The 11,299-nt window shown below is 45.9% G+C and carries 9 protein-coding genes; all 9 read left to right on the top strand.

Annotated features, from left to right (window positions below):
• On the top strand, window positions 1–498 hold a 498-nt coding region (locus RT269_RS25220), incomplete at its 5' end, for an ABC transporter substrate-binding protein (protein ID WP_313186797.1).
• Window positions 499–659: 161 nt separating this feature from the next.
• The gene (gene pyrH, locus RT269_RS25215) at window positions 660–1,361 is read left to right on the top strand and encodes a UMP kinase (protein WP_313186795.1); all 702 of its coding nucleotides are present in this window, start codon (window positions 660–662) and stop codon (window positions 1,359–1,361) included.
• Between the two features lie 14 nt (window positions 1,362–1,375).
• The gene (gene frr / locus RT269_RS25210; RefSeq protein WP_025232849.1) at window positions 1,376–1,930 is read left to right on the top strand and encodes a ribosome recycling factor; all 555 of its coding nucleotides are present in this window, start codon (window positions 1,376–1,378) and stop codon (window positions 1,928–1,930) included.
• Window positions 1,931–2,119: 189 nt separating this feature from the next.
• Complete coding sequence (locus RT269_RS25205) at window positions 2,120–2,842, top strand: isoprenyl transferase (protein ID WP_313186793.1); 723 nt, start codon at window positions 2,120–2,122, stop codon at window positions 2,840–2,842.
• Between the two features lie 19 nt (window positions 2,843–2,861).
• The gene (locus tag RT269_RS25200; protein ID WP_313186791.1) at window positions 2,862–3,662 is read left to right on the top strand and encodes a phosphatidate cytidylyltransferase; all 801 of its coding nucleotides are present in this window, start codon (window positions 2,862–2,864) and stop codon (window positions 3,660–3,662) included.
• Window positions 3,663–3,720: 58 nt separating this feature from the next.
• Complete coding sequence (locus tag RT269_RS25195; protein WP_313186789.1) at window positions 3,721–4,863, top strand: 1-deoxy-D-xylulose-5-phosphate reductoisomerase; 1,143 nt, start codon at window positions 3,721–3,723, stop codon at window positions 4,861–4,863.
• A 1-nt stretch (window position 4,864) separates the two neighbouring features.
• Complete coding sequence (rseP, locus tag RT269_RS25190) at window positions 4,865–5,923, top strand: RIP metalloprotease RseP (RefSeq protein WP_313186787.1); 1,059 nt, start codon at window positions 4,865–4,867, stop codon at window positions 5,921–5,923.
• Window positions 5,924–6,057: 134 nt separating this feature from the next.
• On the top strand, window positions 6,058–7,113 hold the full coding sequence (gene ispG / locus RT269_RS25185) for a flavodoxin-dependent (E)-4-hydroxy-3-methylbut-2-enyl-diphosphate synthase (protein ID WP_313186785.1): 1,056 nt from the start codon (window positions 6,058–6,060) through the stop codon (window positions 7,111–7,113).
• Between the two features lie 8 nt (window positions 7,114–7,121).
• Window positions 7,122–11,299, top strand: a 4,178-nt coding sequence (locus tag RT269_RS25180; protein ID WP_313186783.1) for a PolC-type DNA polymerase III, incomplete at its 3' end; no start/stop codon positions are given.

Raw genomic sequence — 11,299 nt, 5'->3', positions numbered from 1 at the left:
GCCGGATATCCAGATGGCCAGGGATTTCCAACCATTGAATACATGACCAATGACCAGCTGTTCCATAAACCATTAGCTGAGTATTTACAGAGCTGCTGGAAGGAAGCACTGGGAATTACTATGGACATTAAGATCGTTGAATGGTCTACCTTTACACCTACCCGTCGTGCAGGAGATTTCCAGATCGCACGTAACGGCTGGTTATTAGACTATGACGATCCATCCAATATGCTGAACTTACTTAAGTCCACCAGCGGTAATAACGATGGTAAGTACAATAACCCTGAAGTTGATAAGAAGCTTGATGAAGCAAACTCCACTCCTGATGTTGCAAAGCACTATGCATTGCTGCACGAAGCAGAGAACATGATTATAGAGGATTCCGCTATAGCTCCGGTTGCTTATTACAGCCAGCCATGGTTACAGGATCCTAAGTTAAAGGGTACATGGTATTCACCATATGGATACTGGTTCTTCCAGTATGCTACCATGGAATAGTAAGGATTATCTGAATTTTAAGAAAGCATCCGGGGATTATTTCCCGGGTGCTTTGTTTTTGCCCGGTCTTTATTCCCAGCCTGCAAACTTCCTCTTTCCAACCCTGGGAAAGTATGTTATAATCTCCTAAGACAATACAAAAGTACAGGAGAGTTAAGGCTATGAATCCAAGACGTGTATTATTAAAGCTTAGTGGCGAAGCTCTTGCTGGTGCGAATAAGACGGGCTTTGACGAAGCGACTGTTAAGGAGGTCGCACGGCAGGTTAAAATATCCGTAGATGCAGGTGTCGAAGTAGGCATTGTCATTGGCGGAGGTAACTTCTGGAGAGGCAGAACCAGCGATGCCATTGACCGTCCTAAGGCGGATCAGATTGGCATGCTTGCTACAATAATGAACTGCATTTATGTTTCTGAGATTTTCCGTAATGCCGGGATGAGTACACAGATACTGACCCCGTTTGAGTGTGGTTCCATGACAGAACTTTTTTCCAAGGACAGGGCTAACCGGTATTTTGATGAGGGGAAAGTTGTATTTTTTGCCGGAGGAACAGGCCATCCTTATTTTTCAACCGATACAGGCATTGCGCTTCGCGCCATTGAAATGGAGGCAGATTATATTTTACTGGCAAAATCCATTGATGGTGTATATGACAGTGATCCGAAGACAAACCCCGATGCTGTTAAATATGAAAAGATTTCCATTCAGGAGGTCATCGAGAAGCAGCTTGGTGTCATTGATTTAACGGCTTCCATCATGTGTATGGAAAATAAAATGCCCCTTGCGGTATTTAGCTTAAATGAAAAAGATGGCATTGCCAATGCAATGCAGGGAAAAATAAACGGTACCATAGTTACCGCATAAATCAGGAGGACGATATGCAGGAGAGTTTACAGGTTTACGAAGACAAGATGAACAAGACATTAAAAGCGCTGGAGAATGACTATATGACAATCCGCGCAGGACGTGCCAACCCACATGTTCTGGATAAAATAAGAGTGGATTATTATGGTACACCGACTCCTATCCAGCAGGTCGGCAACATTTCTATTCCGGAAGCCCGTATGATTGTAATCCAGCCATGGGAGAAGAGCCTGTTAAAGGCAATTGAAAAGGCAATTCTCACTTCTGAACTGGGAATCAACCCCACCAATGACGGCAATGTGATCCGCCTTGTATTTCCGGAGCTTACTGAGGAACGCAGAAAAGATCTGGTTAAGGATGTTAAGAAAAAAGGAGAGGCTTCCAAGGTCGCTATCCGTAACATCCGCCGTGATGCCAATGACCTATTTAAAAAGCAGTTAAAGGCAGAGGAAATTTCTGAAGACGAACAGGCAGAGGCTGAAGACAAAATTCAGAAGCTGACAGACAAGATGATCGCCCAGGTAGACAAAATGATTGAGGAAAAGTCAAAGGATCTTCTTACTGTATAAAATCTTGAACAAGGGCAGGCATTTTGCCTGTCCTGTTTTATATATCAGGGAATTCCCTGATATATAAAACAGCGCTCCGTTAGGATGCGCACTAGCGCTAAGGAAGTATTGGTTGCTAAAGAAACCGCGCTCCGGCGCAAGAGTCTGCGTTGCAGACTCTTTATTCTGTTTTAAAAGGAGCAGCATTATATGGACAAAATGAATGAGAATATGGTGATTCCGGAGCATGTGGCTATAATATTGGATGGCAATGGCAGATGGGCAAAAAAGCGTGGGCTTCCAAGAAGCGTGGGCCACAAGGAAGGATGCGTGACCGTAGAAAGAACGGTAGAGGATGCAGCAAGGCTTGGAATTAAGTATCTGACGGTTTATGGTTTTTCAACGGAAAACTGGAAACGTACCTCAGATGAAGTAGGAGCCTTAATGCAGCTGTTTCGCTATTATATGGTCAGGCTTTTGAAGGTCGCCAAAGCCAATAATGTGCGTGTAAAGATGATCGGTGATAAGGATCGGTTTGACCAGGATATTATAGAGGGAATCGGTAAACTGGTGAAAGAGACGAAAGATAATACAGGCCTGACCTTTGTCATTGCTGTTAATTACGGCGGCCGTGATGAGATTGTTCGTGCTGCCAGGAAACTTATGAAGGATTCGGCAGAAGGAAAGCTTTTGCCGGAGAATATGACGGAAGAGGTTTTTTCTTCTTATCTGGACACGGAAGGACTTCCGGACCCGGACCTTCTTATACGCACCAGCGGGGAGCTGCGGCTATCAAATTATTTACTGTGGCAGCTGGCCTATACGGAACTCTATGTTACGGATTGCTTTTGGCCTGATTTTAATATGGAAGAAATGAAAAAGGCAATTGCAGCGTACAATAGTAGGGAACGAAGATTTGGGGGAGTGAAGTGATTCGGAGGGAGGAAACACCATGTTTACAACCAGACTGATAAGCGGAGTCATTCTCGTTATCATAGCTCTTTTTACAGTTGGAAGCGGGGGAGTATTGCTTTTTGCCACAACCCTTTCCATATCTATGATTGGTTTGTTTGAGTTGTATCGCGTGATGAAGATACAGAAAAACCCATTGGGATTTATGGGATATTTAACGGCCCTGTCCTATTATGGGCTGCTGTGGTTTCATGGAGAGCAGTTTATGATGCTCATGTCCATTGCCTTTTTGATGGCCCTTATGAGTATTTATGTATTTGCCTTTCCAAGATATCAGATGGAAGAGGTGACAGTTGCCTTTTTTGGAGTTTTTTATGTTGCAGTCATGCTGTCCTACCTTTATCAGGTCCGTTCCATGGCAGACGGGAAATATCTGGTGTGGCTGGTATTTTTAAGCTCATGGGGGTGTGATACCTGTGCTTATTGTGTGGGTATGCTTATAGGAAAGCACAGGCTGGCTCCTGTACTCAGCCCTAAAAAATCCATAGAAGGGGCAATCGGCGGAGTGGCCGGCGCAGCTCTTCTGGGTATCCTGTATGCAACTCTTTTTGGAGGAGCCATGACAGAGATCCGTAATCCGCAGGCAGCCTGTGGACTGGCTTGTGCCATTGGGGCGGTAATCTCCCAGGTTGGGGATCTGGCTGCATCTGCAATCAAGCGCAATCATAAAGTAAAGGACTATGGAAAATTGATTCCGGGCCATGGGGGAATTCTGGACCGTTTTGACAGCATGCTCTTTACGGCGCCTGCCATTTATTTTGCAGTAACATTTTTACGTTAAAAGATTATTTGGCTTAAAAATCGGTAAATTGGAAAAGAAAAGGAGTAAGCAGCATAAGATGAGGAAAATAGCAATCCTGGGTTCAACTGGATCAGTCGGGAAACAAACTCTGGAGGTGGCTGAAAATCAAAAAGATATAGAAGTGACCGCCTTGGCGGCAGGCAGTAACATCCGCCTGTTAGAGGAGCAAATCAGAAAATTTCATCCAAAGACAGCATGCGTATGGAGAGAAGATAAGGCCAGGGAGCTGGCGGCATCGGTAAAGGATTTGCCGGTCCGCATTGTTTCCGGAATGGATGGCCTTATGGAAGCTGCCACAGAAAGCTCTGCAGAAATTGTAATCACTGCCATCGTTGGTATGATTGGAATCCGTCCTACCATCGCAGCTATTGAGGCGGGAAAGGACATTGCTCTTGCCAACAAGGAAACCCTTGTAACTGCCGGGCACATCATTATGCCTTTAGCAAAGGAACGGGGAGTGAGGATTCTCCCTGTGGACAGCGAGCACAGCGCCATTTATCAGTGCTTAAATGGAGAAGATAAAAAAGCCATACATAAGATCCTTTTGACAGCGTCCGGTGGTCCTTTCCGGGGAAAAACCAGAAAAGAGCTGGAGTCTGTGCAGGTGGAGGATGCGTTAAATCATCCCAACTGGTCTATGGGCAGGAAAATTACCATTGATTCCTCCACTATGGTCAATAAGGGACTTGAAGTGATGGAGGCAAAATGGCTTTTTGGGGTGGAGATGGACCAGGTAGAAGTGGTGATCCAGCCTAAGAGCGTAATTCATTCCATGGTGGAGTTTGAGGATGGAGCAGTCATGGCCCAGCTTGGAACGCCGGATATGAAGCTTCCGATCCAGTATGCACTTTTCTATCCGGAGAGGAGATTTCTTCCCGGAGATCGTCTGGATTTCTGGACCATAAATCAAATAACTTTTGAAAAACCGGATATGGTAAATTTTCCAGGTTTAAAATTGGCATATATTGCCGGGGAAAAAGGCGGAACACTTCCAACAATTTTCAATGCTGCCAATGAACGGGCAGTTGCCAAATTTTTAAACAGAGAAATTTCATATCCAGCCATAACTGATATGATAGAGGGAGCTATGAACGGGCATACTGTAAAAGAGAATCCAACAGTAGAGGAAATTCTTGAAGCAGAGGCTGCAGCTTATGAATATATAGAAAGCAGGTGGTAAATTGTCCAGCGTTATCGTAGCGATTCTGGTTTTTGGGCTGATCGTATTAATTCATGAATTAGGACATTTTTTATTCGCAAAAATGAACGGAATCGCGGTGGTTGAGTTTTCAATCGGCATGGGACCAAGGCTGGTCCGTTTTAAAAAAGGTGAGACTATTTATTCCATAAAGGCGCTGCCTTTGGGCGGTTCCTGTATGATGCTGGGAGAAGATGAGGAAAATCCCGATGAGCGGGCATTCCAGAATAAATCGATTCCGGCCCGGATGTCAGTCATTGCAGCCGGTCCTATCTTTAATTTTATTTTAGCCTTTTTCCTGGCTGTACTTCTTGTAGGGATGAACGGATATGATACGACCTATATAAAGGAAGTAACAGAAAATTCACCTGCTTATGAGGCAGGAATCCAGCCGGGAGATAAGCTGCTCCGGATCAATGGGGAAAGTGTATCCATGTATCGGGATTACATTCTTTATAAGCTTTTAAAGCCTGAAGAAAAGATGAATCTTGTGGAATATTCCAGAATGGATCCAACGACCGGAACTGAAAGCATTCATTCTGTTTCCGTTAATCCACAGTATTCAAAGGAAAGCGGAAAATATCTGATTGGTATTATCATTGCACCGGAGAATAAAAAGGCCGCCTCTTTTGGCGAGCTGGTAAAATACGGTTACATGGAAATGGAATACGATGTAAAGCTGACAGTAAAAAGCCTTGGCATGCTCTTTACCGGCAAGGCAAGTGTTAATGATTTAAGCGGTCCGGTGGGCATTGTTGTCATGATTGATGATTCTGTTAAGGCTGGACTTACGGTCAGTGTTGTAGCGGCACTTATGAATGTGATCAGCATGTGTATCCTGCTGAGCGCAAACTTAGGCGTTATGAATCTTCTTCCGATCCCCGCCCTTGATGGAGGGAGGCTTTTGTTTCTGATTATTGAAGCCATCAGAGGCAAGCGCATGGATCCGGATAAGGAGGGCCTGGTTAATTTAATCAGTATGGCTGCCCTTATGGCCCTCATGATTTTTGTGGTGTTTAACGATATCAGCAGGTTTACGTGAGAAACCATAATTACTCAGGCAGTTAGCCAAAGGAATATGCATGCATATTCCCTTGAAGTCTGCCGCAATAACCGGATGGAACTCGCGCAGCGGGTTGCTTCCGGTTTTGAGGTATATGCAGAATGGAGGAACGTATGAGCAGAGAGAAAACTAGAGTAATCCGCATCGGAGACCGGATGATCGGCGGAGGAAATCCGGTCCTGATCCAGTCTATGTGCAATACGAAAACACAGGATGTGGATGCGACAGTAAATCAGATTAAAGCCCTGACAGAGGCTGGCTGCGATATCATCCGGGTTGCAGTGCCGGACATGGAAGCGGCGGGCGCCTTAAAGCAGATAAAGAAGCAGATTTCCATTCCACTGGTAGCGGATATCCACTTTGACTACCGGCTGGCCATTGCTTCCATAGAATCCGGAGCGGATAAGATCCGGATAAACCCAGGAAATATCGGATCCGCCGACCGGGTCCGGGCGGTTGTGGAAAAGGCCAGGGAATATGAAATTCCCATCCGGGTAGGTGTAAACAGCGGTTCCCTTGAAAAGAATCTGATTGAAAAATACGGTGGGGTGACTGCAGAAGGTATTGTGGAAAGCGCTCTTCAAAAGGTACGGATGATTGAAGACCTGGAATATGAAAATCTTGTCATCAGCATTAAATCTTCCAATGTGCTCATGTGCGTCAAGGCCCATGAACTGATTGCCAGACAGTCGGATTATCCTCTTCATGTGGGAATAACCGAAGCAGGCACTTATGTCTCCGGGACAATCAAATCCTCGGTAGGTCTGGGAATCATTCTTCATGAAGGAATCGGAGATACCATCCGTGTATCGTTAACAGGAGACCCGGTGGAGGAAGTGAAGACTGCAAAGCTGATTTTAAAGACACTTGGTTTAAGAAAAGGCGGTGTAGAAGTGGTATCCTGCCCGACCTGCGGAAGGACCAGGATCGACCTGATCTCTTTGGCAAACCAGGTGGAAAAACTGGTTTCGGAATTCGACCATCTGGATATTAAGGTAGCTGTTATGGGCTGCGTGGTAAATGGACCGGGAGAAGCCAGGGAAGCAGATCTTGGAATTGCGGGAGGAATCGGAGAAGGACTCTTGATGAAAAAAGGAGAAATTATCCGTAAGGTTCCGGAAGATGAACTGCTCCAGGCCCTAAAGGAAGAGCTTATGAAGATGCAATAGGTGATAGAATGACAAAACGGTTTTTGGAGGTTTTTCCAAGTTTACATATTACGGAGGAATTACGGGAGCTTTTAAATCTGGTGGAAGTGGAGAAGGTCACTTTAGGCAGGGATAGAAGCTCTATTCGTATTTACCTCATGAGCCCGAGACTCATACATAAACAAAATATTTACGGGCTGGAAAAGGGGATCAAGGACCAGCTGTTTCCCTCCAAGCGGATTACCATAAAGATTATCGAACGGTTTCGTTTATCGGGCCAGTACACGCCGCAGAAGCTGTTAAAGGCCTATAAGGATAGCCTGTTAATGGAACTTAAAAATTACAGCATTATTGAATACAACATGTTCCGTAAGGCGGATTTCCAGTTTCCTGAACCGGATCTTCTTAAAATGACGGTGGAGGATACCATTGTTACCCATGAAAAAGCCGGAGACTTAAAACGGGTTCTGGAAAAGATTTTCCATGAACGGTGCAGCATGCCGGTAGAAGTCCAGTATGAATATGTGGAACCCAAGGAAAATGAACTGGCAAAGCAAAAAGAGCTTCAGATGCAGCGGGAGGTAGAGGAAATTGTAAGCCGTACCTCCTTTGCGATTCTAAAGGATGAAGACCGGATTGAGCATGGTGCCGGGACCGGCGGGGTAGCCGGCGGTCCTTCCATGGCAGATGGCATTTCTTTGGATGCCCTGACTGCAGAATATACGGCTTTCGCTCCGGCAGACCAGGCTTCCCAGGCTTCTCAGGCTCCTGCGCCTGCACTGCGTATGGGAGGGAAGAAGGAAGCTGCCAAGACCGGCGATTTAAATTCCGGGAAAAAGGAGTGGAAGGACTTTAAGAAGGGCGGCGGCTCCTATGGACGCCGTTCGGACAATCCGGATGTATTATACGGCCGTGACTTTGACGGGGAAATCATAGAGATTGAAAAGATTGATGGTGAGATCGGCGAAGTTGCCATCAGAGGCAAGATTTTAACTGTGGACAGCAGAGAACTGAGAAGCCAGAAGACCATCATGATCTTTGATGTGACGGATTTTACAGATACGATCACGGTGAAAATGTTTGCCAGAGAAGAGCAGATTGACGATTTAAAAGCTGCAGTGGTGCAGGGAAGCTTTATACGCATCAAGGGCGTTACCACCATTGATAAATTTGACGGTGAGCTGACTCTCGGATCAGTGGTTGGAATCAAGAAATCCGAGGACTTTACCGGGAAGCGGGTGGATAACAGCCTTGAAAAGCGGGTAGAGCTTCACTGCCATACGAAAATGAGCGATATGGATGGTGTATCAGAGGTCAAGGATATTGTAAAACGGGCAAAGCGATGGGGAATGCCTGGGATTGCCATAACCGATCACGGATGTGTCCAGGCCTTCCCGGATGCAAATCATGCTCTGGATAAGGGAGACTCCTTTAAGCTGATCTATGGCGTGGAAGGGTATCTGGTAGATGATTTAAAGCAGCTTGTGGAAAATTCCAGAAACCAGGGCCTGTCGGATTCCTATGTAGTATTCGATATCGAGACAACAGGGTTCAGTTCTTCCAGGAACCGGATCATTGAAATCGGAGCGGTAAAGATTATGAATGGGATCATTACGGATAAATTCAGCTCCTTTGTAAATCCTGATGTGCCCATTCCTTTTGAGATCGAGCAGCTTACGGGAATCAATGACAACATGGTTCTTCCTTATCCCAAAATTGATGAAATACTGCCTCAGTTTCTGGAGTTTTGCGGAGATTCGGTCCTGGTAGCTCATAATGCATCCTTTGATGTGGGCTTTATCGCCTATAATGCATCCAGGCTTAACCTGGCCTTTCATCCTACCGTCATAGACACGGTGGCGCTTGCAAGGCTTCTCCTTCCGAAACTTAACCGTTATAAGCTGGATACGGTTGCAAAGGCGCTTAATATTTCTCTGGAGAACCATCACAGAGCGGTAGACGATGCAGGTTGTACGGCTGAGATATTCGTGGCATTTGTGAGAATGATCCGGGAACGGGGCGTGGAAACCCTTGACGAGCTTAATGGTCTAAGCGCCATGACGGCGGATATGATTAAAAAGCTTCCTACCTATCACGTGATCATATTGGCTGCCAACGACGTGGGGAGGGTAAATCTTTACCGTTTGATCTCTTATTCCCACATTAATTTTTATGCAAGAAGGCCCAGGATTCCCAAAAGTGTTCTGAATAAATACCGGGAAGGACTGATTATAGGCTCCGCCTGTGAGGCAGGGGAGCTGTATCAGGCCCTTCTTCGTGGCGTTTCCGATGCAGAGGTTGCAAAGCTGGTTCACTTTTATGACTATTTGGAAATACAGCCTTTGGGAAACAATGCATTTATGCTTAGGGATGAAAAAAGTTCAATAAAGTCGGAACAGGATTTAATCGACATCAACAAAAGGATCGTAAGCCTAGGTGAGCAGTTTGGTAAGCCGGTTTGCGCTACTTGTGATGTTCACTTTCTGGACCCGGAGGATGAGGTTTACCGAAGAATCATTATGACCGGCCAGGGCTTTAAGGATTCCGACGACCAGGCGCCTCTATACCTGCGTACAACAGAAGAAATGCTGAAAGAATTTAAATACCTGGGGCCGAATAAGGCGGAAGAGGTAGTAATAAAAAATACAAGAAAAATTGCCGACATGTGCGAAAAGATTTCTCCGGTACGCCCGGATAAGTGCGCTCCCGTCATTGAAAATTCCGATGAAGATTTAAGAAAAATCTGTTATGACAGGGCTCATGCCATCTATGGAGAAACGCTCCCGACAATTGTTACGGAACGGCTGGAGAGAGAGCTCCATTCCATCATATCCAATGGATTTGCGGTTATGTATATCATCGCCCAGAAACTGGTTTGGAAATCCAATGAGGATGGGTATCTGGTAGGTTCCCGAGGCTCTGTCGGTTCATCTTTTGTCGCTTATCTGTCAGGAATTACGGAGGTAAACTCCTTAAGCCCGCATTATTACTGTGCGTCCTGTCATTATTATGATTTTGATTCAGAAGAAGTAAAACAGTTCTCCGGTATGGCGGGGTGCGATATGCCGGATAAGGTCTGCCCGGTGTGCGGACGTCCGCTGGCAAAAGACGGATTCGATATTCCTTTTGAAACCTTCCTGGGCTTTAAGGGGGACAAGGAGCCGGATATTGACTTAAACTTCTCCGGTGAATATCAAAGTAAGGCTCATGATTATACCGAGGTTATTTTCGGCAAAGGCCAGACGTTTAGGGCAGGGACCATTGGTACCCTGGCAGATAAGACTGCCTTTGGTTATGTAAAAAATTATTATGAAGAGCATGGGGTAAGAAAACGCAATTGTGAGATCAGCCGGATCGTACAAGGCTGTGTTGGGGTCAGAAGAACCACCGGACAGCATCCGGGAGGAATTATCGTACTTCCTCATGGAGAGGAGATCTATTCCTTTACTCCGGTTCAGCGGCCTGCCAATGATATGACCACCATGACGGTAACCACCCATTTTGATTACCATTCCATTGACCACAACTTACTGAAGCTTGATATTCTGGGGCACGATGATCCTACCATGATCCGTATGCTTCAGGATTTGATCGGATTTGATCCGGTAAAGGATATTCCCCTGGACAGCAAGGAGGTCATGTCGCTGTTTCAGGATACATCAGCCTTAAAAATTATGCCGGAGGATATCGGAGGATGTAAGCTTGGAGCCCTCGGGGTTCCAGAGTTTGGTACGGACTTTGCCATGCAGATGTTGATTGACACGCAGCCCAAGTATTTCTCTGACCTGGTACGTATCGCCGGTCTTGCCCATGGTACGGATGTGTGGCTGGGGAATGCCCAGGCCCTGATCCAGGAGGGAAAAGCCACCATTCAGACGGCAATCTGTACCCGTGACGATATCATGGTCTATTTAATATCAATGGGAATCGAAGAGGGACTGTCCTTTTCTATTATGGAGAGCGTCCGAAAGGGAAAAGGGTTAAAGAAGGAGTGGGAGGAGGAGATGACTGCCCACGGAGTTCCGGACTGGTATATCTGGTCCTGTAAAAAGATCAAGTACATGTTCCCAAAGGCCCATGCTGCCGCCTATGTTATGATGGCATGGCGTATTGCCTATTGCAAGGTGTTTTATCCTCTGGCTTATTATGCCTCCTTCTTTAGCATTCGTGCCAATGGCTTCAGCTATGAGCTGATGTGCCAGGGACG

The organism is Lacrimispora sp., from assembly GCF_032078915.1.
Taxonomy (GTDB): domain Bacteria; phylum Bacillota; class Clostridia; order Lachnospirales; family Lachnospiraceae; genus Lacrimispora.
The sequence above is the reverse complement of the archived record's forward strand: the minus strand, read 5'-3'. Positions and strand labels throughout refer to the sequence as shown.